We start from the raw sequence: 22,925 nt of genomic DNA, 5'->3' as shown, positions 1-22,925 counted from the left end.
CGTAAGGGTCTGTGGACGGATGATTTCTGCCGGTAAACGGTTTTCTAGAGGTGGGAAGTGCGATAACGCTACACACATAACAAACTTTTTGTTAGGTTACCTTCAGAGCTATTGAGGAGGCATACATGACCGAACTCCAGATTGACTTCTATCGGCGTCTTGCAAAGGCCCTCGCCCTGCAGTTTGGGCCGCGCTGCGAAGTCGTGGTGCACGACCTTGAAGCGGACGACCTCGACCACGCCGTGGTGGCCATTGAAAACGGGCATGTAAGCGGCCGCAGCGTGGGCGCCGGCCCGTCGCACGTCGTACTCGAGGCTCTGCAAAGCGACCCGGAACAGCTTCACGACCGCGCGCCCTATCTCACCAAAACGGTTGATGGACGCACCCTGAAGTCGAGCACCGTCTTTATCCACGACGATGAGGGCAAGCCGGTGGGCATTCTGGCCATCAACTACGACATCACGCTTATGGCTGCCCTCGAAGACGAGCTGGCCTCCTTCACCCAGACGCCCGGCGACCATGAGGAAGAGCCCGAGGCCATCACCCGCAACATCGCAGACCTCCTTGACGACCTTCTGGCCGAAAGCGTTCGCCACGTTGGCAAGCCCCCTGCGCTCATGACAAAAGAGGACCGCATTCGCGCCATCGGATACCTCGACCGGCGCGGCGCCTTCCTCATCAGCAAGTCGAGCGAGCGTGCCTGTGAGTTCTTCGGCATCTCGAAGTACTCGTTCTATTCGTACCTCAATGAGGCCAAGGCCGAAAGCACTGAATAGCGGCCAGAACAGCGTCGGCTGACAAACAAAGCAGCGTCGGCGGGCCAAAGCAGCGTCGGCGGACGAAAAAACGGCATCGGCGGACGAAGGACGCAGAAGGACGCAACCTTGCAGCAAAAGCAACCCAATGGCTACCATAGTGCGATGTGTGACATGCCAAACCGCAGCAGGTAGCTATAAGGGGGTCTCATGGATGAGATGGTGACCACGGCGACGGATGCGGCGCCGAAGGTAAGCATCATCGTTCCCGTATATAACGCCGAGGCGCACCTTGAGCGGTGCATTGCAAGCATCCTCGCCCAGGACATCGACGACTTCGAGCTCATCCTTGTCGATGACGGATCGACCGATGCCTCGGGCACCATCTGTGACATCGCCGCTCGCGACGACGAGCGCGTACGTGTGATACACCAGGACAACGCCGGGGTCTCTGTGGCACGCAACGTCGCCCTCGACATTGCGCGGGGCACCTACCTGCAGTTTGTAGACGCCGACGACTGGATCGTCGCCGAGGCAAGCCGGCTCATGGTGCGCGCCGCCGAAGAAACCGGCGCGGATATGGTGATCACCGACTTCTTCCGCATTGTCGACAAACTCGCCTCGCGCAAGGGCGACATCGATCTTGACCGAACGATCACGCCCGAAGAGTACGCCGACTTCATGATCGAGAACCCCGCCGACTACTATTATGGCGTGCTCTGGAACAAGCTCTTCCGCCGCGATGTGGTGGAGCAGCACCACCTGCGCATGGACCCCGAGCTCAGCTGGTGCGAGGATTTCATCTTCAATATGGAGTACATCGTGCACACGCATCGCATCTATCCGCTGCGCGTGCCGGTGTATTACTACGTGAAGACCAAGGGCTCGCTTGTAAACAAAAGCCTCTCTATGGCAAACATCGTGCGCATGAAGCTTTCGGTCGTCGAGTATTACGACGACTTCTTCCGGCGCCTCTACGACGAGGCCGATTACGAGGCGCGACGCGGCGAGATTCGTGGCTTCCTGTTTACCTACCCCCATGACGACAGCGCCATCGGCGTGCTGCCCAGCACCAAAAAGCTCGGCCGCGAACGCGTGCGGGCGCAGGTGACACCCGGTACCGAACGACATCCGTTGGGTCCGCTCTACTTTATCCAGAAGGCATGGCTGCGCTCGCTGCAGGCGGTGGCGGACCGCTTCGACCTCGAACTTCGAGATGTCCAGGTCCTTGCCTACCTGCACTTCGCGGGCGGTATGGCCGGCCTGAGCGAGCTCGTGGACTTCCTGGATGTGCCCACAGTGACCCTTGCGCCCACCATCGCGGGGCTTGCCGCCAAACAGATCGTCAAGGTTGGGCCCAACGTGTCGGCGGTCTTCGACCGCGTCGCCGAGGCCGACGATGAGAGCAAAGTCGCCCAGGTACTTCGTTCGCTGAGCGACAAGTTGGACCTGGGACCCAAGGGTGCCCATGCTGCCGAGACGCGTCTGCGCGAAAGCCGGGGAGACGGCGAGGATACCATTCCCCTCGCCACCATTCGTCTCTACAAGATGCCACGGCATCTAACGGATGCGCTTGATCGAGCCGCCGACGATGTTCGAGAGCGTTGCTTCAAGGGCCTGAGCGCCACCGAGCAAAAGCAGGCCGAGGCACTCTTTAAGCGCGTGGGAGACAACGCTCGCCGCCTATTTGGAGAGAGCTAGGACACCTTAACGCTGGGCCTGATCGCGCGCGCCTCATGCAGAGGTCGGACAAGCCACGCGAGGTGCACGGGCAAGCACGGGCCGGCGGCTCCCCCTGGTCACATTTCTTGTGCGCTGGGCAAGGCCATCCCCAGCCGGCATGCCTGCTGGTCATTTTGCCTGCCCGCTGGGCATAGGCGCATGGGCCCGGGAGCCTTCTGGTCAAATCTCTCGCCCGCTGGGCATAGGCGACGCGCCGATGTCCTCCGCTTGGTCAATTAGGCCCTTGGCTGGGCATGTCCGCGGCATAAGTCGGTCGACGAACACCCTACCAAACCCACGATTATGCCCAGCACGCAGCTTAATTGACCACGCAAGCGCTCGCGAAAAGGCTCGCCATACCCAGCGGACAGGCATTTTGACCACGAGAGTCCATCGCCAACAACAGCGCTGCCCAGCGGAGCTGCTTTTTGACCAGCGGTCCCGCCCCAACGATGCACGCGCACCCAAGCGAAGGCCCTTTTGACCAAAGCCAATCTGAAGCCGACGGCATGGATGACCAAAGCCGGTCTGAAGCGGGGGTGCGGACGATTTCCTGGACAGGCCAAGGCAGCCTGAAGCCGGCCAGCATGGTTGGCCAAAGCTATCCCGAGGCCGGCCTATGCACCTCAAACGGAATCTCTCAACGAACCGAAGCGGCCAGGCGCTTGCGACGCATGACTCGGTTGAGGATCTCGGCCGAGCACACCATGACGACGAGCAGCGCACCAAGGTAGACAGGGTACAGCCGCACATCCACATTCTGCGCGATAACGCCGAAGAACGGCGACATAAGCAGCGAGCCGATGTTGGCGAAAGCCATCTGCATGCCGGTGAGCTCAAGCGCCACATCGTCTCCAAAGCGAGCAGGCGTCGCATGGATAATCGAGGGATAGATGGGGGCGCACCCTACGCCCAGCAGCACGAGCCCCGGCATGAGCAGCGCATCCTGTCCCGGCAGCATGACGGCGATAAGGCCAAGTGCGATTAAGACCTGACCCAGCCGAATCATGTTGTGCTCGCGCACCTTCATGGAGATGAACCCGCTCACCGCACGCCCGGCGGTGATTCCAATGAAGAACAGCGACGCCCAACCAGCGGCAACGCCGGCGTCGATCCCACGCCCCAACGTGAAATAAGTTGCGGCCCATGTCCCGCAGGTTCCCTCAAGAGCGCAGTAGCAAAAGAAGCAGATGAGAACCGGCAGGACCCCTTCGACCTGCAGAAGTTCGCGCCGCGTCTTGTGCGAGCGGTGCTCCAACGTTTCGGTACCCGGGCTCGGAAGCTTGCGATCGCGCCACAGTGGAAGCGAGAGCGTAAGCACCACGGCGATGGCGACTTGGATACCGCCCAACACGAGAAAACCCTGAGACCACCCCGCGCCAGCCAAGCATTGCGCCATGATGAGCGGTCCCGCGCTTGCCCCCACACCCCACATGCAGTGCAGCCAATTCATGTGCTGGGACTCGTAATGTACGGCAACGTACGAGTTCAGCGCGGCGTCGACGGCGCCCGCTCCAAGTCCATAGGGCACCGCAAGCACGCAGAGCTGCCAGAACTCCCCTGCAAGCGAGAACCCCACAAGGGCCGCTGCCGTGAGCACCACGCTCAGCACGGTAACTTTGCCGGTACCCAGGCGCTCGACCACGCGCACCGACATGAAGCTCGAAAAGATCGTCCCCAACGAGATGATCATGGTGATGCCGCCCACCCATGAGATGCCAGCGTGCAGGTCGGCCGACATCACCGGCCAGGCAGAGCCTATGGCAGAGTCGGGCAGACCCAGACTGATGAACGCAAGATAGATGATGGGGAGCAACCCAACAGGCATGGCAGACCTTCCAGACGACATCGATGTATGACCGCGCCAAACGACTCCGGCGGGCCCGGTCGGTGCAACCCGCCCATGATAGCAACTCGACCACAGGGGACAAAATACCCGTCGCGACCGTGGGTATAATGGTGAGCGTTGCTGCGAGGCGCTGCCCGCGTGACCTCGCCCGCCACAAAGGAGAAACCACATGAAGAAGACCTCGTTCATCGTGAACTTTATCGTCTGGGCTGCAATCGTGTTTGGCACGACGGCGTTTCTAGCCTGGTATCACCTCACCGACGCCGACCAGGTCGCGACGCTCGTCGCCAGCTCTCCGGTCGCTCAGGCGGGCACCGTGCTCGCCGCACCCTTGCTGCTTTACGCCATGGGCGTGGTGCTGGGCCTGTTGCTCGTCTTCTTCAAGAAGATTGAAATAGGTCGTACGTCAAGACTTGTCCTGCGCGTGCTCGCCATCCTCGCGCTCGTCCTCTTTGTCCTGGCGGCCATCCCCTCGTTTGCTCCCTCTATGACCAGCGTCTTCGAGCTTCCCATAGTCGTCGTGGTGTACGTCTCCATGGCCGCACCGATTCTCATCATGATGTTTGGCCTCTTCTATGCACTCGGCATTGCGCCCGTCGACTCCTCGCGGCGGGGCCCGTTTGCGAAGTACCTCCCAGACGACCACTTCGAATAACCCAAACGATCCTATCCGCCCTCGACCCTTCTCATCGCCATGACCACTATTTCGGACCTTCTCACTTCACGTCAGAGCGCAGCCGCGACGCAGCGGGCCGCCACAGAGACGCGTGACCGCTTCGTTCGGCTCTCGTTCTATCGGCTCGTGTGGACGTTTGTCATCTGCAGCGTTGCCGGGCTTTTCATCGAGACGCTGGTCAGCTACCCCATCGACCATATGTGGAAGAACCGCGCCGGCTTCGTTTGGGGACCGTTCTCCCCCATCTACGGTGCGGGCGCCGTGATTCTCACGCTGCTGCTCAACCGCTGCGCCGCCCTTCCCAATCTGGCAATCTTTCTCATTTCCGCCGCCACGGGCGCCACCTTCGAATACATAGCAGGATGGTTTTGGGAGAGTGCCTTCGGAATCGTGGCGTGGAGCTACCGAGGGCAGCCGTTCAACATTGGCGACCATACCTGCCTGGGCATGGCTGTGGTTTGGGGCCTAATCGGCCTTGTCTGGATCCGCTACCTGCTTCCCCGCGTGGTACGTCTCTCGGATATTGTGCCCAAGCGGCTGCGTCGGCCTGTCGCGGCTGTTGTCTTCGCCTTCCTTGTTGCAGACGCGATCACCACGGTGGGCGCGTTTAACTGCTGGTATCAGCGAAGCGCCGGCGAGGTGCCCCAGACGCCGGTGCAGATCTACTTCGACCAGCACTATGGCGATGACTTCATGAACAAGCGCTTCCAAACGATGTCGCTCTACACGAATCTGGCGGATCGAACGGACTGAGCAAGACGGCGAAGAGACGCATACTTTGGCAGGGACCCCTCAGTCCCCCGCCCGGCACAACGTTGCCAAGGGCCTCTGGGGTGAGCTGGCACCGAACTGGCACGGCGCTCTCTTCCCGTCCGATAACCCGGTAGCCTGCGGCAACGGACAGAAAGCCTAGAATGGCCACCTGCTCAGCACGCGCTCGATCTCATCCTTGTTCCTCAGAGCGGCAAGCCACGCCTCCGGTATGGCGTCATACCCCCACACGATGCCCGCCAAGCCGCCGGCGACAGCCGCCGTGGTATCGGTGTCCCCACCCAAGTTCACCGCCAAAAGCACCGCCTCAGCATAGCTGCTCGCCGTGCCAACACACCAACGGGCCGCCGCGAGCGTGTCGCCCACGTACCCGCCCGAGCGAATCTCGTCTCGTTGCAGATCGGAATGCGCTGGCGCCTCGCCGTCGATGAGTCGGATAGCATCTGTCACGAGCTCCCAGCAGCATGCCTGCGAGAAACGATGGGCATGCGTGATGGCAGAGACAGCTTCTACCTCCTCGACGGTTACGCCCGGCACAAACGCTAGGGGCAGAATGCGCATGAGCGAACCGTTCCCGTTGCTGTATTCGTCATCCAGTCCGCGGCCCAAGCGCAGCGCCTCCCGCGTGGTGTTGCCGATGTCGAACGTCTCGCCGTTGCAGGTGTACGCGTCGCCGTGCGCCCATGCTCGGAACTTCTCGCGCATGTCGTCGATATCGACCCCACCGCAATCCGCAATCGAGTCCATCGTGGCCAACGTCATGCTCGTATCGTCCGACCAGGTCCCGGCGGGTTGTCTCCATGTACCACCGCCCGTCATGCCGGTGCACGTAAACGTATCGCGATCGCAAAACTCGTAGGGCACGCCCAGCGCGTCGCCCACCGCCAGTCCGTACACCATGCCCTTAAGCGTGTCGTTCATACGACCCTCCTATCAAACCACATTAGGCGCGGGACGCCGGGGCGCCCCGGTTGTCATCAAGCTCCTGCAACCGCCGAAGCCAGCGCGCGATACAACCCGTCTGGAAAAAGCGCAGCAGCGCGCCGTCGCAAAACCGCTCCGCTCGCACAGCACCCACAAGCAATGCCATCACAGCCCTGCCGTCGAGCGCCGAGACATCGGCCGCCTCCATGGATTCAATCCCCCACTTCAACCCGTTGCGCTCAAGGATGTCTCCGTAGTGCCTGAGGCCGAACTCTTCATGGTCGTTGACGAAGGCATAAATCGCGTCCTCGACGTCGATTGCCAAGCGGCCGTACTCGACATAAGGCATCTGTTTGGGATCATCCATCGTTCCAGTATGCTCATGGTCGAAGAACCATACGCCGTACGTCTCGTCGCCCTCGACGAGCGGGATGAATCTGGTCAGACTCTCGTACATGGGCACTCCGTTTCTATGCCATTAGTTTTGCCTGTCCGTCTTGGCATCTGTGAGGCAGTAGACTCCTATCACGCTCTCCAGCGCGCCGTAATACGAGGGAATAGTCTCGCACTTGAATATGCAGTCGAGCTTCGCAGAAGGCAGATGCACACGGTCGTCTGCCGTTTGAGTCAATTGTAGGCGAGGGGGTTCGACGTCGGGGTTCGATACGGTGATGTAATTTGCTGCAATCCACACGCCAGTTGAGAGAATTGTAGCAATCCACACGGAAAGGCCCCTCTAAACAGGCCTTGAGCGTGTGGATTGCTACAGTACGCAGCGGTCTCAATACCCAAGCGTGTGGATTGCTGCAGAACGCAGCGGCCTCATTCCTCGACCTGGCGCAAAGGAGCCATCGCAGTCAGCAGAGAAAGGGCCGGTTACGAGCAGCGAAGAAAGGGCCGTCACGGACGGTAGTACGTATGCTCCAGCGGCAGCTTTGTCCTGAGCTCGCCATCGAAGACAAAGTAGGCGCCCGCCACGGCAGGAGCCGTCGGGATGGCCGCGATCTCGCCGATGCCCTTAGCGCCGTAGGCCACGGGCAGCAGCTCGTCCTTCTCGACGTAGATGGCGTGGACGTCCGGAATGTCCGGCGCACGGAAGAGCCCCAGTGTGCCGAACTTCACCTGCGGCACGCCATCCTTGCAGGGGAAGTCCTCCGTAAGCGCATAGCCCATGCCCATGAGCACTCCGCCCTCAATCTGTCCCTGGATGGAGATCGGGTTCACCACGCGGCCCGAGTCGTGCGCCGCGTAGACCTCAGACACACGGCCCTCGTCGTCCAGAATGACCACGTGCGTAGCGAAGCCGTAGCACACGTGGCTCTTGGGATTCGGCTTGTCCGCGCCCAGCTTGTCGGTCGGCTCGAAGTAGACGTAGTCGAACTCGCAGCCCTCCAGCGCCTCGAGCGCGGCCACGGGGTCGGCAGCCCGCGCGTCATCGATCCAGCCGGCGTTCACCGTGCCGTCCGCATACGTCGAGGTCACGCCGTCGCCCTCAGCACATACCGGCCCGGTCGGGGCAGCCTCGCCACGCTCGACCGCGCACATGGCGTCGCGCATGAGGCGTGCCGCACCGCGGACCGACTCGCCGGTGATGACCGTCTGGCGTGAGCCAGACGTGGTGCCGGAGTCCGGTGCGTTCTCGGTCGAGCACTCGCCGTTCTTGATGCGCGACAGCGGCAGCCCGGTCGCCTCGGCCACATCCTGCAGAAACACCGTGTTGCAACCCTGACCGATATCGCTCGTCGCCGAGCATACCACGGCCACGCCGTCCTCTACGCGGATGTTGCAGCGACCCTTGTCCGGCAAGCCCACGCCCACACCGGCGTTCTTCATAGCGCAGGCGATGCCCGCGCGCTCCGGATGCGCCTCGTACACGTCGCGCACCGCCTCGAGCGTCTCCTTGAGCGCGGTGGAGCAATCGGCAATCTGGCCGTTGGGAAGAACCTTGCCCGGCTCGATCGCGTTGCGGTAGCGAATCTCCCACGCCGAGATGCCAACCTCCTTGGCCAACAGGTCGATAAGCATCTCGAGCGCGAACTCGCTCTGGCACACGCCAAACCCACGGAAGGCGCCGGCCGGCGGGTTGTTGGTGTACCAGCCGTAGCCGCGAATGTCGGTGTTCTGGTAGCAGTACGGCCCCACCGAATGGGTGCAGGCACGCTCCAGCACCGGCCCGCACAGGCTCGCATACGCGCCGGTATCGAAGTTAATCTCGCAGTCCAAGCCACAAAAGATGCCGTTTTCGTCACACGCGAGCGTGAACGTGCCCTCCATGGCGTGGCGCTTCGGATGGAAGTTGATGGACTCCTGGCGCGTGAGACGGCACTTCACGGGACGACCGGTCTTGTAGGCAGCGAGTGCGGCGAGATGCTGGACGCTCACATCCTCCTTGCCGCCGAAGCCGCCGCCCACGAGCATGGTCTCGACGACCACACGCTCCGGCTCGTCGTCCCAACCGAGCATGTGCGCGCACTCCTTGCGCGTATCGTAGGCACCCTGGTCGGTGGAAAGAACCTTCACGCCGTTCTTATAGGGAAACGCCACCGCGCACTCGGGCTCCAAAAATGCATGCTCGGTCGCCGGCGTGCTAAAGCTGCGCGTCACCACGTGCGCCGCGTTGGCAATCGCCGTCGCAGCGTCGCCGCGCACCACGTGGCGGCTCTGGCAGATATTGTCCTCAAGCTTCACGCGCTCGCCAAACGCGAGAAAGCCGTCATGGATGAGTGGGGCGTCCGGACGCCGCGCCTCGGCGATGCTTCGCACGGGCTCGAGCTCCTCGTAGTCGACCTTCACGAGCCTCTTCGCGCGCTCGAGCGTGGCAGGGTCCTCCGCCACGACCAGGCAGATGGCGTCGCCCATGCACCGGGTGATATCGCCTTCGGCGATCATGACGTCCCAGTCGTAGATAAGATGTCCCACCTCGTTCACGGGCACGTCGGCTGCCGTGAGCACGGCGATGACGCCCGGCAGCGCCTCGGCGCGCGCTGTGTCGATCGACAGCATACGGGCGCGCGGGTACTTGGAGCGCACCGCACTCGCGTACGCAAGGTCGGGGAAGTCCGTCTCGTCGATGTCGTCGGGGTACCTGCCGTATCCGAGCACCTTCGGGCGCACGTCGACGCGGAAGGCGCGCGTACCAACACCATAGTCGTCGCCGCGCTCCAGGTCGGGGTCGATCTGGGCGTCGCCGCGCAGCACGGCGGCTGCCAGCGAGATGCCCTCGATGATCTTCTTGTAGCCTGTACAGCGGCACACGTTGCCGCGAATCGCCTCTTTGATCTCATCCTCGGTGGGGTCGGACACGCGGTGGATGAGCGCCGCGCCGGACATCACCATGCCGGGAATGCAGAAGCCGCACTGCACGGCGCCCACTGCGCCAAATGCGTACACGAAGGCCTCCTGCTCGCGCTCGGGCAACCCCTCGACGGTCACGATGGAGCGTCCATCCGCGAGCTTTGTCGTAAGCACGCAGGCCTTTGTCGCGCAGTCATCGACAAGAACGGTACAGGTGCCGCACGCGCCCTCCGAGCAGCCATCCTTGGCAGAGTGGATGTGCAGGTCGTCGCGCAGATAGCGCAGAAGCGACTTGTTCTCGCTGGTAGAGCGGGTAATTCCGTTTACTGTGAACATGTAGGTCTTCTCAACCTTGGCCATAGCACTCTCCCCCTCCGTCAGCGCGCGGCATAGATGCCCAGCGTGTCGTGGATCACGTGCTTAGGACACTTCGTCGCGCACATGCCGCACGAGATGCATCGCCCGTAGTCGATTGCCGCCTGGCCGTCTGCAACACGCATGGCTCCGCAAGGACAAGAGCGCTCGCAGGCGCGGCAAGCGATGCACCCCTCGGGAGCGACCCAGATCCTATGCCGTTGCTCACCCATAGTTGCTCTCCTCACCGTCGATCACCTGGTGAACGAGACGCATCCGCCGCGCAATACGTGCGAATCCGCAGATGGGGAAACGTTCCCACACATCGATTATCTCAGGAGCGCGCCCATGAACGCGGATACATCCATGGGCGTGCGAAGGCTTTACATTAGCGTTCGGCCGATGGCCCCAGCAGATAGCCGTAGCGGTCGCGGACCGCGATCACGACCGAGCGGAACTCGTCGACAAGGCCGCACGCGGCATCGTCCACGTCGTAGACCTCGGTATCGCCCGAGAGCCGCACGCGGAACGTTCCGTCAGGCAGCCGGCAGAAGCCGTCGTTCTCGCTCGCATCCATATCCTCCACGCTCCAGAAGATCGTGGGCTTATTGCGATAGGGACGACCCTCATAGGGGCAGAAGACGGCGCAGTTGCCGCACTCGTTGCACATGCCGTCCACGTGCACGATCTGTTTGCGCTTGAAGCCCGGCACCTCGATCACGACGTTGGCACGGTTCGGACAGACCGTCATACAGGCGCGGCAGGCCAGGCAGTCCAGGAAGGGAAGCTCGGCCGGAAGCGAGCGCTTGCCCTGCGCATGCTCGGGACGACGATACCTATCCCCTGCCACACAGGACTCGTCGAGTGCCGCGACGGCCTCGACGTCCACGTGGCGCTTGCCAGAGCCCGTCACCAGCCCCACGTTCTCGGCCATCTTGGCAAAGCGGTCGTAGCCCGAGGGGCGCAGCAGCGCCGTCGCGAGCGTGACCGGCCATACGCCGGCTTGGTAGAGCTCGGCGATGTTGTTCTCGTCGGCGCCGGCGGAGAAGGAAATGTGGATGTTGCCCTCGAACGTCTTGGCGATGCGATGCACCACGGCGATCGCCAGCGGGAAAAGCGCCACGCCCGACATGTACATCTGGTCGGAAGGCAGCTCGTTGTAGGTCACGTTCACCGGCAGGGTGTTGCACACCTTGATGCCAAACTGACGCCCCTCGCCCTTGGCGACTTCGATGAGCCGGCGGAACATCGCCTCCGCATCGTCCCACTGCAGGTCCTTCTCGAAGTTCGTGCGCTCCATGGAAAGCGCACCGTAGCCAAGGCTGTCGAGACGCTCGCGCACGAAGTCGTATCCCATAAGGGTGGGATTTACCTTCACGCAGGTATCGAGTCCCTTTTCGACGAGTAGGTAGCGCACGATGGCCTCGATCTGCTCGGCCGGGCAGCCATGCATGGTGGACACCGTCATAGAGGTGCTCACCTGCGGGCTGATGGACTCTACGAAGGCGGCGTCGACATGCTCAAAGCGGTCGAGGTTCGCAAGCGCCCAGGCGCGGCACTCTTCCCACGCCGGCGTGTTGCTCGCGTCCTTCATGCCCTCGATGAAGCCATCGACCTTCGGACTCTGGATGCCCTCGAGGTCATAGCCCACGCTCATGTTGAAGATGAAGCCGTCGTCTGCGCCCAGGCCCCATTCGCGGCCGAGCAGCTTCGCCGCAAACCAACCCTTCACGTATTCGCCCAGGGCGTCTTCGCAGGTGAGCTCGGTCGACCACTCGCAGTTGTAGCACACGTCTCCCGGGGCGATGCAGGGCTTGGGGATGCACGCCGTCATCTCGGCGCCGTCCATGACCTGCACGGTCTTGAGCTCGAAGAAGCGAGCCCCCGCGTAGTAGCCGGCCACCAGGTTCTGGGCCAGCTGGGTGTTGGGACCCGCCGCCGGGCCGAAGGGTGCCTCGATGCGCCCGCCAAACAGGTCGATGCCGCTTCCCGGCTCATAGGACGCACTCTTCTTGACGCCAAACACGGTGCCCTCGGCGTCGTGCTCGCTCAGCGCCCAATCCATGAGCTGCGCGAATGGCATGGGTTTCATGATGTCGCTCATAGTTCCCCTCCTGATCTGCCCCGTTGGAGTCGGGTCCCGCCGGGGCATCGTTCGTTGGCGGCGGCAACCTTATGCACCACGCTGCGTCATGGTCGCCGCAGCCGCCTGCCGGCGGCGATGCCGGCCTGGCGGCGCGCTTGGACCCGTCCCAGGCACGCCGCCGCTCGTTGCTAGTAGGTACGCCCGTTGAGGTCGCCCCACAGGCGCTTGGCCTGCTCGAGCGTCCAGGCGTCGATGCGCTCCTCGTCAAGGTCGACGAAGGCGCGGTCGCGATAGAGCACGCGTCCGTTCACGATCGTGGTGCGGCAGCTCCTGCCCATCATGCCAAACAGGATGTGACCGTCGATGTTCTCGCCCGAGAAGGGCGTGAAGCGCGGATAGTCCATGACCACCACGTCCGCGGCGGCGCCCGTCTCCAGCACGCCCAGAGTGCGCCCGAAGTAGCGCGACGCCATGCGTGCGTTGTTGGTGAAGAGCATGGTCATGGCCTCGCCCCAACCCACGTTGGGCATGGCGGCGTTGTGCCGCTGGATGATGAGGAAGACCTTCAGGCTCTCGAGCATATCGTGCGTATAGGCATCGGTGCCCATGCACACGGGAATGCCGCGGCGGAAGAACTCGAGCACCGGAGCGCAGCCCACGGCATTGCCCATGTTGGACTCGGGATTGTTCACGATCCACGTGCCCGTCTCGCGCACGATGTCCATTTCGGCAGGGGTCACATGGATGCAGTGCCCCAACATGGTATCGGGCCCCAGCAGGCCGTGCTGCAGCAGCCGCTCGACCGGCGGAATGCCGCCGCGGTTGGTGCGGGAGTCCCACACGTCGTTCATGCCCTCGCAGACATGGATGTGGAAGCCGGTAAGTCCGTTGTTGGCCTCGGCCATCTTGTCCATCGTCTCGTCGGAGAGCGTGAAGGTGGCATGCCCGCCAAACATGGCGGCGATCATGGTGTTGCCCTGCTTGCGAGCGTCTGCCGCCCACTGCGCGAACTCGGCGTTCTCGCGAATCGCCTCGTCACACTTCTGCTGACCGTCGCGATCGGATACCTCATAGCACAGGCAGGAGCGCATGCCGCACTCCTCGGCCACGTCCTTGATGGCAAAGAGGCTGCCGGGAATCTCCGCATAACTCGCATGATGGTCGAAGATGCAGGTCACACCGTTGCGGATGGATTCCAAGATGGTGGCATAGGCGCTTGCCCGCGTACCGTCCATATACAGGTTGCGGTCGATCTTCCACCACTGCTGCTCGAGGTTCTCGAGGAAGTTGTGAGGGTCGCACCCCTTGATGGAAAGCCCGCGCGCCAGACCGGAATAGATATGGGTGTGGCAGTTGATAAGGCCGGGCATGATCACGCCGCCCTGCGCGTCGAGGTACTCGGCACCAGGATAGGCGTCGACGATGTCCTGCTCCTCGCCCACCGCGACGATGGTGTCGCCGTCGATGGCGACGGCACCGCGCTCGATGAACGGGCAGTCGGGAGTGCGCGTGACAACGGGGCCGTTGGCTACGATAAGCATACATACCTCCCTAGGTAGACGGCGCGCGCCCGGAATGGCACGCGCCGCTCGGTCACAATCAGCGCGGTTCCTCGGATGTCTCGAGGCGCGCCTGCTCGGCTTCGGCGATCGCCTCGGCGTCCTTGGGCAGCACCAGGTTCAAGATGATGGCGCAGATGGCGGATACGACGAGCTCGGAGGCACCGAAGACACTCGACACCCACTCGGGCATGCCGGGGCCGGCCAGGCAGCCGGACACGTGGTAGATGCCCAGGCCGAGGGCGATGGAGGTGCCCACGATGAGCTTCTTGCGCTGCGTAAAGCCGCCCTCGATGATGAGGTCGAGGCCGGAAACCGTGATGGTGGCGAACACGCTGATCACGGCACCGCCGAGCACGGGCTGCGGAATGCAGGTGAGCAGCGCGGCGAGCTTCGGCAAAAAGCCGGCGACGATGAACACGATGCAGGCGAAGGTGAACACCAGGCGGTTCTTGACACCGTTCGAGATGATGATGCCGGTGTTCTGCTCGTAGGTGGACTGCGGGATGGCGCCGATGAACGCGCCCAGGATGCTCATGATGCCGAGCGATACGATGCCGCCGGTGTACTCACGGCTGGTAGGGATGCGGTGGTCAACCGCGTTGGTGGTCATGGCGACGCCGCCCATGTTCTGCAGGCAGTTCACCACGTAGACGATGGCCGCCGTGGCCATGGCTGCCGGCGCGAAATCAAGCTGGAAGTGCAGGATTCCGGGCAGGGCGACCCAAGAGGCGTCGGCCAGGTTGGTGAGGTCGAGCATGCCGAAGGGAATGGACACGATGGTACCGATGATGATGCCAAACAGGAGCGAGCCCTGGCTCAGCATGCCCTTCGTGAAGTTGGTGAGAATGAACACCACGATAAAGGTGATAATCGCCAGCAGCCAGTTGAGCGGGCTGCCAAACATGGGCGTGCCCTCGCCGCCGGCCATCCAGCGCACGGCGATGGGATACAGCGACAGGCCGATCGTGAAGATCACCGTACCGGTCACGACCGCCGGGAACAGGTGCTTGATGTATTTGATGAACAGGCCTACGACGATGGCCACGATACCGCCCACGATCTCGGCGCCCAGGATGGTGCCGATGCCAAAGTCGGCGCCGATGGTCTGGAACACGGGGACATAGGCGAAGGCGGCGCCCATGATGATGGGCAGACCGGTCCCGATGCGACCAAAGAGCGGGAACAGCTGCAGCAAGGAAGCCACGCCCGTCATGATGAGCGATGCCTGGATGAGCAGCGTCTCATCAGCTGCAGACAGGTCGCAGACGCCCGCGATGATCATCGCCGGCGCCACCACGCCCATGGCAGACGCCAGAACGTGCGACAGGCCAAGCGGGATAATCTGGACAAGCGATGGGCGGCCTTCCCAGGTGAAGAGGGGGTTCTGCTCCTGCCCCTCCTCCGGTTTCACGGTGGTTGACTCGGACATGACGTTCTCCTCTCGTGCAGCGGGCGACGCGGCCGCCCGCATGAGCCCTATGCATGTCTCCACCGCCAGCGAGACGGCCTGCAAAGAGCTCTGAATCCGTGAGGCCATTATAAGATAATAAATTCTTATAATTACGTGCAACGTTGCCACGAAGCAGACCAAATCACTGTTGAGACGCTCTGTTTTACCAGCTAAATGGCTGCAAAAGAAAAGTTTGGTCGAAAGAAAATATGTACTGCTAACGAACCGTTTACGGGCGCAAACCTACCGTTGACACCCGGGTGTGAATACGCTGAGCGAGAGCTGATGAGAAGCCTCGCAACATGAAGCCGCAGAACTATCGGAGCCGTGGGCTCCAATGCGGGTCGGAGCCGTGGCTCCGGGCTGGGCCGTGGGATATTTGCCAAATGTACCCGTCCCCAATGGCAATCGGAGCCGTGGGCTCCGGGGCGGGGCGGCCGGACGCATGCCGCCCCGCTCATACCGAACGCCGCGTATCGATTAATCCTCGCTGTCATCCTCGGGAATCACGATGTTCAGCAGGAAGACGACGATAAAGGCAACCATCAGCGAGCTGCCGAACACGTTTTGAACGAGCTGCGGCATGAACTGCAGGATGTCCGGCACGGCATCGATGCCCACGCCCAGCGCGAGCGCGACGCCGACGATCATGCGGTTGCGGTAGTTAAGCGGCTGCTCGGTGAGCAGCTGGATGCCCGACAGCGTGATCGCGGCGAAGACCGTAATCGTCGCGCCGCCCAGCACCGGCTGTGGAATGGTGGCCATGAGCGTCATGAGCTTTGGGCAGAAGCCCGCGATGAGCATGATGACGCCGACGATGGCGAACACACGCTTGGCAACGACCTTGGTGGTGCAGATAAGGCCCACGTTCTGGCTATACGGGTCGGTCGGCAGGCCGCCGATGCAGGCGCCGATCATGCCGCAGATGCTCTGCCCCTTAATGGCGCCGCCCAGCTCCTTGTCGGTCGCGTCGCGACCGAAGCCGCCGATGGCGGTCGAGGAAACGTCGCCGATGGTCTGTACGGCTTGCACCACATACATGAGGATCATCATGATGATGGCATCGACATGGAACTCGAGTCCAAAGTGGAATGGCATGGGAACCGATACGAACGCAGCGTCGGCGACGGGCGAGAAGTCCACGATGCCGCCCATGAAAAGCGCGATCACATAGCCCACCGCAATACCGATGAGCATGCCGGAAACCTTGATGAGGCCCTTGCCCAAAAGGCTGCACACCAACGTGACGGCGAGCGTGACAAGTGCGAGGATCCAGAACTGCGGAGAGCCGAACGTGCCTGCAGCCTGTGCCGCAGACCCGCCGCCGAAGTAGTTAAGGGCGGTCTCGTAGAGCGAAAGGCCGATGGCGACCACGACGGTGCCGCAGACGATCGGCGGGAAGAACCGCCGAATCTTGCTCATGAACATACCGATGAAAATGGAGGCGAAGCCTGCCACCAGCTGCGATCCAAAGATGGCCGCGATGCCATACTGCGTGCCGATGAGCGTAAGAATCGGCATGTAGGCGAAGGCCACGCCCATGACGCTTGGAAGCCCCATGCCGAAGCCCATCACCGGGTAGAGCTGCAGCAACGTCGTGATGCCGCCGATGATCATGGCCGCCTGCATGAGGATGGCCTGGTCGCCAGCCGAAAGGCCACAGGTCCCCGCAATGAGCATGGGCGGCGTGATGTTGCCCACCAGCATTGCCAGGACATGCTGCATCGCTTGTGGAAACGCCTCTGCGAACGACGGCTTGCCGTCTAGCTTAAAGAGTTCGCCTCGTTCCTGAACAGTTGTCTCGTTGGTACCCATGTGTTCTCCCCTCTTCCACGCTGGGTAGCTGTCCTGCGCGCTCCGTACGCGCCCGCAGGTAGAGACATTGTACCGGCCCAAACAGGCGACTGCGGCCCCAGGTTGGCAAATCCCGTACGGTTTGCGCGATTTACCTGCGGTTTCATCGTAATGTAACGCATTATTGACACCAGGGCAACGCACAGGAAACCATTCACTCGCCATTGGGGACGGGTACAAATGGCAGGGGGGTGCTGCGTGGCGCAGAGGACGCAGATAAATTATCATCGATGGTATCGAATACGCGATGCCGAGCACCATAAGGAGAGAGCCCATGCATGAAGCCGTTGCCGCCATGATTCCGCTGGTCGATTTCCTGGAGACGGTGCTTGGCTCCAACAACGAGATCGTTCTGCACGATTTCAGCGACCTTGAGCACTCGGTCGTCGACATTCGCAACGGCCGTGTATCGGGACGAAGCACCGGAGCACCCGCGACCGACTTCGTCCTCAAAGTGCTCAATGACGAGGCGTTTGCCGCGGGCGACCACACGGCAAGCTATCTTTCGCATAGCGTTGCTGGCAAGCCGCTTCGCTCCGCCTCGTATTTCATCCGCGAGAACGACAAGATCGTCGGCATGCTCTGCATCAACACCGACACATCGCTCATCGACGAACTTGAACGCCTTACCACGAAGATCGGCTCAGTCTACCATGCGATGTCCAAGGAGACGACGCTGAACGCCGAGGACGCCGCAGCCAGCGTCGAGCATTTCTCAACCTCCACAGATGAGTTGGTGCAGCGGTGTCTGAGCACCATCGAAACCTCGACGGGAAAACCGGTCGCAGCGTTTTCCGCCGACGACCGCCTGGACGCCGTGCGGCAGATGGACGCCGACGGGGTGTTTCTGCTCAAAGGCGCAGTGGCCCAGGTCGCCGAGACCATGGGCATCTCGGAGCCGAGCGTCTATCGCTATCTGCAAAAGATACGCCGAGCCTGACAGCGCACAAAGAAGCGTCAGACCCGGCATATACAACCGATCGTATGTAGGAGGCACCCCGAGGGATGCCGCTGCGCAGGCTAGCCGCGAACGGCGACGACCTCGATCTCGACGAGACCGCCCATGGGGATGTCCTTCACCGCAAAGCAGCTGCGCGCGGGATACGGCTCGGAGAAGCAGGAAGCGTATACCTCGTTGACCTGCGCGAAATCCGCGATGTCTGCCAGAAGGACCGTGGTCTTGACCACGTTGTCATAGGAGAGGCCCTGGCTCTCGAGCAGCGCACCGATGTTGGCAAGCGACTGCTTGGCCTGCTCGACGACGCCCTCGGCCAGCTTGCCCGTCTGCGGGTCAAGTCCAAGCTGGCCCGACAGGAACACCAGCTCGCCCGTCGCGATGCCAGCAGAATACGGGCCGACGGCCTTCGGAGCGTTCTCGGAAGTCACAACGGTCTTGCTCATGGTTGTTCCGCCTTTCATATCTGCATGCGGCCGTGCCGCGCGGATTGATACCATCCTTACTGTAATAAAAAATTATTATTCGTCAAGACAAGACCTTACGACGCACGCACGCGCACGCGCGGGCCTCCCGCATACTCCCCCACCGTGCCGATGCGTTGAACGGCCGGGACGACGCCTTCAAGATCGGCAAGAAGAGCATCGGCATCCTGTGCGTCCACGGCAAAGAGAAGCCCGCCCGAAGTCTGCGGGTCAAAGAGAGCGTCCGCCATAGCAAGCGGAAGCTCCGGGTCGATGTCGACCTCGGCCTCCGCATACCGACGGTTGCGATAGACGCCAGCAGGCAGAATGCCCATGCTGGCAAACTCGAGCGCCCCGGGGAGAAACTGGAGCGCATCGGCATAAAGCGTGACGCAGGTGTCGGAACCCTGGGCAAGCTCCAGGCAATGTCCCAGCATGGCAAAGCCCGTGACGTCCGTACAGGCATGGATGTCGTGCCCGCGCGCCGCCTCGGCTGCCGCCTTGTTGAGCGTGCACATAAGGCCCTCGACCTCGCGGCGCGCCTCGTCGCCGGCAAGTTCTCCCTTGAGCGCGGTGGTGATGATGCCGATGCCGACTGGCTTGGTGTAGACAAGCACGTCCCCGGGGCGTGCGGTATCATTGCGCAGCAGGCGCGCCGGATCGATGACGCCTGTCACCGACAGACCGTACTTGGGCTCGGCGTCATAGATGCTGTGACCGCCCGCCACGACGGCGCCCGCCTCGGCGACCTTCGTCGCTCCACCGCGCAGCATCTCTCGCACGGCCTCCGCAGGCATGTCCTCGGGCACCGCCATGATGTTGAGCGCCGTCACCGGCGTGCCCCCCATCGCATAGATGTCAGAAAGCGCATTGGCCGCAGCGATCTGCCCAAACACAAAGGGATCGTCGGCGATGGGCGGGAAGAAGTCGAGGGTCTGAACGATGGCAAGATCGTCGGCAAGGCGGTAGACCGCCGCGTCGTCGGCATGGTCGAACCCCACGAGCAGGTTGGGGTCGCGCACGGCAGGAAAACCCTCGAAGAGTTGGGCGAGCTCGCCCGCCCCCACCTTGGCGCCACAGCCCGCGCAATCAGCGAGCTTCGTAAGCTTGACCTTGGTCTCCACAGCATCCACGTCCTTTCGCATCACACCAAAAGCGTATAGAGCCCGTCGGGCACCAGGTGCCCCTCGACCGCCGCCAGAAAGGCGGCGCGCGTCTCGTCATCGGGCGGCATCGACCACGCGAGACCGCATTCCGCGGTAATCTCCACGGGAAGCGGAATGATACGCCCCGGCACCCCTGCCTGCTGGCAGAGTCGTTCCGCCTCCATAGCGTCGAAGGTGCTGGTAAACGAGACGACGGTATGCGGTGTCCGAGGGCGCGGCGGGCGCAGAGCGGCGAGCAACATGTCAGCCCACCTCGCGGGCGATGTGGCAAAGCGCGTCGAGTGCCGCATCCACATCGTGCTCCGTGGTGTACCAGCCAAATGAGAACCGCACCGCACCGCGGTCGAGCGTACCCAGAGCGGCATGCATGCGCGGCGCGCAATGCAGGCCGGCACGGGTGGCGATCCCGTAGTCGTAGGCCAAACGGTCCGCAAGCGTCGACGAATCGAGGCCCGCCAGATTCATGGCCACCACGCCGGTGTGGTCATGTCCGTCATGGATACCATAGACCTCAACGCCGGGTATCTGGCCAAGCCTATCCACAAAGCGCGACCGCAGCGCTCGCTCATGCTCCTCGACGCGCTCGACTCCCAGGTCAAGCAGCACGTCAAGCGCCGCAGCAAGCCCCGCGAGCCCCTGCGCGTTCATGGTGCCCGCCTCAAGATGCTCGGGATAGCTCTCAGGCTGGAGGGGCTCGGCACTCTTCACACCGGTGCCGCCATGAACCAGCGGCACAAGCTCCACGCCGGGAGACACAGCAAGACCGCCCGTGCCCTGCGGTCCCATGAGGGCCTTATGCCCTGTGAAACACACGATATCCGCCCCGATGGCACCCATGTTCACCGGAATACAGCCAAGCGACTGCGCAGCATCGAGCACGGAGACGGCTCCGTGCGCGTGTGCCACGCGGGCAAGGGCTGCGACATCGACCACCGCACCCGTGAGGTTCGAGGCATGCGTGGCGATGATGGCCCGGGTATTCGGCCGAAACATGCCGTCAAGGTCCTCGGTATGGAGGTGTCCCGCCGAATCGGCCGGCAGATGGTCCACCTCGATCACGCCGCGGCGTTCAAGCTCGTTGAGCGGTCGAAGCACCGAGTTGTGCTCGAAATCCGTCGTGATCACATGGTCGCCCGGCCGCAGCAACCCAAAGATCGCCGTGTTGAGCGCCATCGTCGCATTGAGCGTGAACGCCACGCGTTCAGGATGCTCAAAGCCAAGAAGGCGCGCGACGCGCAGGCGAGCACCGGCAACGGAACGCGCGGCGGCCAGGTCATCGGCCGAGGCACCGCGCGACGAGCTGCCCGCGTTCGCCATGGCATCAAGCACGGCCTGGGCTACCTCGGGCGGCTTCTGAAGGGTCGTTGCAGCGTTGTTGAGGTAGATCATGGCCATCTCGCCTAGAGTGTCACCTTGCGGTCGGGTCCAAGAATGATCTCGGATATCGCATAGAGGTTCGTGACCCCGCCCACGGCAAGCTTCTCGCGCAGGCCATGGAAGTCCAGGCAGGTTCCGCAGGTAAGAATTTCGCAACCACGGCGCTCAAGCTCGCGGATATCGTCGAGCAGCGGCGACCCCTCGCAGGTGAGCGGCGCGCCGCCGTTGTAAAAGACCATGCGATGAGGCGGGTTGTCGGCCTGCGACATGGCATAGACGAGCCCCTTGATGAGGATGCCGCCCAGCTCTTCGGACCCCCGCCCGAAGGTCGCAGAACCCACGAGCACCGTCGTCGGCACATCTGTGGGCTCGGGCACCGGACACGCGATGCCGGCCTCGGCAAGCGCCGCCTCGTCCCCCGCCGGATTCTCTGCAGCGGCGGCGGGAACGCCGGAAATCTCGACCGCCCAACCGCCTTCGATCTCAGCGACAGCGACCGAACCCTGTTTGCTTGCCGCCAGACGCTTTAGGTTCTCAACCGCCACGGTATTGTCCACGCGGACGCGCACCGCGCCTTCCGCCTCGGGCTTCTTCAGAGCCCGCATGGCCAGGATGACAGGCTTGGGACAGGTCATGCCAAACGCATCGATCTCAATCATCGTTCATCCTCCTTCTTGGCACCGCTGCCGTCGCGGTGATACACGAACCAATAGCCCATGGCAACGATTAGAGTCCCGCCCACGATGTTGCCGAGCGTCGAGGCGCTCAGGTTGTAGAGGACGCCGGCGGCGTTCAGCGCGTTCGCGCCTGCGACCTCCCCGCCGAAGCCCAGCGAGGCCATAAGGGCGCCCATGGGCAGGAAGAACATGTTGGCAACGCAGTGCTCGAAGCCGCAGACCACGAATCCCGAGATGGGAAGTAGGACGCCCACAACCTTATCGACCACCGACTTGCCCGCAAAGCCAATCCACACCGCCAGGCATACAAAGACGTTGCAGAGCACGCCGCGGAAGAAGATCTCGCCCCACCCGAGCGTTACCTTGCCAGCGGCGATCGAGACCATGGACGTGGCGACCGCGCCGCCGTTAAGGCTATACGTGCCCGCCAGGTAGACGAGCGCCACCACGACGAGAGCGCCGGCAAGGTTGCCGAGCCACACCACGACCCAGCTGCGCAGCAGCTCCTCGGGCATGATCAGGCGCGACCGTAGCGCGCACACCATGAGCGCGTTGCCGGTGAAGAGCTCGGCCCCGCACAGCAGCACCAGCACAAGCCCCAGGCAGAAGCACAACCCGCCCACCACGCGCTGCGGGGCCCACGAGAGCGTCGTATCGGATAGGACGACCGTGAAAAAGAGACCGCCGAACGCAATGAACGCCCCGGCAAACATGGCGAGGACAAATGCCTTGGACACCGGCATGTGGGCTTTGGTGACCCCCACGCCTTCCACTTTCGCCTCGATCTCTGCGGGTGCAAGACATTCCGGCGAGGGCTGTTGCAGCCCAGCGCGCTCCGAGAGCATGTCGTCGCACTTCGTATCCTGTGAAGCCATGCGGCCTCTCCTTCCTTTCACCACGACACGTGCGCCGCAGGAACATGCGGCGTCCCATCCAGCATAGCGTGACGGCACCCCTTCCCGCTCTGAGGGCTGCATTTTTCTTCTCAC

20 protein-coding genes are annotated in these 22,925 nt (G+C 62.6%); 5 read left to right on the top strand and 15 right to left on the bottom strand.

Annotated elements, in window-relative coordinates:
• Window positions 1-125: 125 nt before the first annotated feature.
• Together B5F33_RS06715 and B5F33_RS06710 are read left to right on the top strand one after the other, a co-directional pair.
• A complete protein-coding gene (locus tag B5F33_RS06715; RefSeq protein ID WP_087411037.1) occupies window positions 126-776 on the top strand; it encodes a helix-turn-helix transcriptional regulator in 651 nt (216 codons plus the stop codon).
• 189 nt (window positions 777-965) lie between these two features.
• On the top strand, window positions 966-2,456 hold the full coding sequence (locus B5F33_RS06710) for a glycosyltransferase (RefSeq protein ID WP_087411036.1): 1,491 nt from the start codon (window positions 966-968) through the stop codon (window positions 2,454-2,456).
• Window positions 2,457-3,117: 661 nt separating this feature from the next.
• Here the strand turns inward: B5F33_RS06710 and B5F33_RS06705 are convergent.
• On the bottom strand, window positions 3,118-4,305 hold the full coding sequence (locus B5F33_RS06705; protein WP_087411035.1) for an MFS transporter: 1,188 nt from the start codon (window positions 4,303-4,305) through the stop codon (window positions 3,118-3,120).
• Window positions 4,306-4,495: 190 nt separating this feature from the next.
• Here B5F33_RS06705 and B5F33_RS06700 point away from each other — a divergent pair, with 190 nt between their 5' ends.
• Window positions 4,496-4,981 (top strand): hypothetical protein, encoded by a 486-nt coding sequence (locus B5F33_RS06700; RefSeq protein ID WP_087411034.1) that lies wholly within the window; start codon window positions 4,496-4,498, stop codon window positions 4,979-4,981.
• A gap of 39 nt (window positions 4,982-5,020) precedes the next feature.
• The gene (locus B5F33_RS06695) at window positions 5,021-5,755 is read left to right on the top strand and encodes a putative ABC transporter permease (RefSeq protein ID WP_087411033.1); all 735 of its coding nucleotides are present in this window, start codon (window positions 5,021-5,023) and stop codon (window positions 5,753-5,755) included.
• A gap of 156 nt (window positions 5,756-5,911) precedes the next feature.
• Here B5F33_RS06695 and B5F33_RS06690 read toward each other — a convergent pair whose 3' ends face one another.
• The 8 genes from B5F33_RS06690 to B5F33_RS06650 all read right to left on the bottom strand — a co-directional run bounded on the left by B5F33_RS06690 (window position 5,912) and on the right by B5F33_RS06650 (window position 17,258).
• Complete coding sequence (locus B5F33_RS06690; RefSeq protein WP_087411032.1) at window positions 5,912-6,694, bottom strand: ADP-ribosylglycohydrolase family protein; 783 nt, start codon at window positions 6,692-6,694, stop codon at window positions 5,912-5,914.
• 22 nt (window positions 6,695-6,716) lie between these two features.
• Complete coding sequence (locus B5F33_RS06685; RefSeq protein ID WP_087411031.1) at window positions 6,717-7,154, bottom strand: DUF6508 domain-containing protein; 438 nt, start codon at window positions 7,152-7,154, stop codon at window positions 6,717-6,719.
• Window positions 7,155-7,597: 443 nt separating this feature from the next.
• Window positions 7,598-10,351 (bottom strand): selenium-dependent xanthine dehydrogenase, encoded by a 2,754-nt coding sequence (xdh, locus tag B5F33_RS06675; protein ID WP_087411029.1) that lies wholly within the window; start codon window positions 10,349-10,351, stop codon window positions 7,598-7,600.
• A gap of 17 nt (window positions 10,352-10,368) precedes the next feature.
• Complete coding sequence (locus B5F33_RS06670) at window positions 10,369-10,578, bottom strand: 4Fe-4S binding protein (RefSeq protein WP_087411028.1); 210 nt, start codon at window positions 10,576-10,578, stop codon at window positions 10,369-10,371.
• 155 nt (window positions 10,579-10,733) lie between these two features.
• Window positions 10,734-12,449: a 4Fe-4S dicluster domain-containing protein gene (locus tag B5F33_RS06665; RefSeq protein WP_087411027.1), complete on the bottom strand. Its 1,716-nt coding sequence runs from the start codon at window positions 12,447-12,449 to the stop codon at window positions 10,734-10,736.
• A gap of 170 nt (window positions 12,450-12,619) precedes the next feature.
• Window positions 12,620-13,972 carry a putative aminohydrolase SsnA gene (gene ssnA / locus B5F33_RS06660; RefSeq protein WP_087411026.1) on the bottom strand — a complete coding sequence of 451 codons (1,353 nt, stop codon included), beginning with the start codon at window positions 13,970-13,972 and terminating at the stop codon, window positions 12,620-12,622.
• A 58-nt stretch (window positions 13,973-14,030) separates the two neighbouring features.
• The gene (locus B5F33_RS06655; RefSeq protein ID WP_087411025.1) at window positions 14,031-15,422 is read right to left on the bottom strand and encodes a solute carrier family 23 protein; all 1,392 of its coding nucleotides are present in this window, start codon (window positions 15,420-15,422) and stop codon (window positions 14,031-14,033) included.
• Window positions 15,423-15,923: 501 nt separating this feature from the next.
• Window positions 15,924-17,258 carry a nucleobase:cation symporter-2 family protein gene (locus B5F33_RS06650; protein WP_087411024.1) on the bottom strand — a complete coding sequence of 445 codons (1,335 nt, stop codon included), beginning with the start codon at window positions 17,256-17,258 and terminating at the stop codon, window positions 15,924-15,926.
• Window positions 17,259-17,571: 313 nt separating this feature from the next.
• Here B5F33_RS06650 and B5F33_RS06645 point away from each other — a divergent pair, with 313 nt between their 5' ends.
• Window positions 17,572-18,237 (top strand): helix-turn-helix transcriptional regulator, encoded by a 666-nt coding sequence (locus B5F33_RS06645; RefSeq protein ID WP_087411023.1) that lies wholly within the window; start codon window positions 17,572-17,574, stop codon window positions 18,235-18,237.
• An 80-nt stretch (window positions 18,238-18,317) separates the two neighbouring features.
• Here B5F33_RS06645 and B5F33_RS06640 read toward each other — a convergent pair whose 3' ends face one another.
• From B5F33_RS06640 to B5F33_RS06615, 6 genes are all read right to left on the bottom strand, one after another.
• A complete protein-coding gene (locus B5F33_RS06640; protein ID WP_087411022.1) occupies window positions 18,318-18,698 on the bottom strand; it encodes a RidA family protein in 381 nt (126 codons plus the stop codon).
• Between the two features lie 95 nt (window positions 18,699-18,793).
• A complete protein-coding gene (gene selD / locus B5F33_RS06635) occupies window positions 18,794-19,840 on the bottom strand; it encodes a selenide, water dikinase SelD (protein ID WP_087411021.1) in 1,047 nt (348 codons plus the stop codon).
• A 20-nt stretch (window positions 19,841-19,860) separates the two neighbouring features.
• Window positions 19,861-20,124 carry a DUF3343 domain-containing protein gene (locus B5F33_RS06630; RefSeq protein ID WP_087411020.1) on the bottom strand — a complete coding sequence of 88 codons (264 nt, stop codon included), beginning with the start codon at window positions 20,122-20,124 and terminating at the stop codon, window positions 19,861-19,863.
• Window position 20,125: 1 nt separating this feature from the next.
• Window positions 20,126-21,271: an aminotransferase class V-fold PLP-dependent enzyme gene (locus tag B5F33_RS06625; RefSeq protein ID WP_087411052.1), complete on the bottom strand. Its 1,146-nt coding sequence runs from the start codon at window positions 21,269-21,271 to the stop codon at window positions 20,126-20,128.
• Window positions 21,272-21,282: 11 nt separating this feature from the next.
• On the bottom strand, window positions 21,283-21,918 hold the full coding sequence (gene yedF / locus B5F33_RS06620) for a sulfurtransferase-like selenium metabolism protein YedF (protein WP_239284907.1): 636 nt from the start codon (window positions 21,916-21,918) through the stop codon (window positions 21,283-21,285).
• Complete coding sequence (locus tag B5F33_RS06615; RefSeq protein WP_239284905.1) at window positions 21,915-22,811, bottom strand: formate/nitrite transporter family protein; 897 nt, start codon at window positions 22,809-22,811, stop codon at window positions 21,915-21,917. Before B5F33_RS06615 ends, yedF begins: the two co-directional genes overlap by 4 nt.
• Window positions 22,812-22,925 lie beyond the last annotated feature (114 nt).

Source organism: Collinsella sp. An2, from assembly GCF_002160065.1.
GTDB lineage: Bacteria > Actinomycetota > Coriobacteriia > Coriobacteriales > Coriobacteriaceae > Limicola.
The sequence above is the reverse complement of the archived record's forward strand: the minus strand, read 5'-3'. Positions and strand labels throughout refer to the sequence as shown.